Source organism: Protofrankia sp. CiP1_Cm_nod4 (assembly GCF_982290645.1).
Genome location: NZ_CEVIVC010000178.1, coordinates 2142 through 2761, shown reverse-complemented (window position 1 = coordinate 2761; position 620 = coordinate 2142). Strand labels below are relative to the sequence as shown.

The 620-nt window shown below is 68.5% G+C and carries 1 protein-coding gene; it reads left to right on the top strand.

Annotation, left to right across the window (positions count from 1 at the left end):
- The first annotated feature begins 257 nt into the window (after window positions 1-257).
- Window positions 258-551 (top strand): hypothetical protein, encoded by a 294-nt coding sequence (locus AC5LSR_RS21730; protein ID WP_250289649.1) that lies wholly within the window; start codon window positions 258-260, stop codon window positions 549-551.
- Window positions 552-620 lie beyond the last annotated feature (69 nt).

Here is a 620-nt window from a genome sequence, read left to right as displayed (position 1 = left end):
CACCTGATGGCCTGATAATGTTCGCGTCTGCGTAGTAATGCCAGGTGGGTCGGGCGCCTGCGCAGGTGCGGCCGCGGGCGCGGAGCGCGGCTCGTGGGGGCTCCTGCGGCTTGTGGCCATCGGTCGGTGCTCGTGGCCGGGAGCCGGAGACGCGGCCGCACCTCCACCAGGTCACGTGCTCTGTCGACAAAGGATGATCGGATGACCGGATGATCGGTAAGGATTCGGCGGGGAACATTGTTTTACGTACGGTGTCCATGAGATCGGTCGGTAGCGGCTCGGTCGCCGTCCTCTGCGCGGCAGCCCTCGCCTGGGCGTGGGTGACGCCCGCGGCCGCGGACCCGCTGCCGAAGCCCGCCGGCTCGCTCCAGGGCGGTGTGCATCTGCGGGGCAGCTACCCGAGTGACGCCGCGGGCAGCCCGGCTGTCGACGGCACTGTCAACCCCACCAGCTGGAGCGGGATCGTAGCCACTGGTGGGCAGCCTGCCCCGAACACCACCGCCCACGCCTTCGCCGTCTGCGCCGGCCATCATGTCGGTTCCGACGAGTAGACGAGTAGACGAGTAGATCAGCCGGTGGCCATCTCAGTCCACGGGCATCAGCCGTCCGAGGTGTGGAAA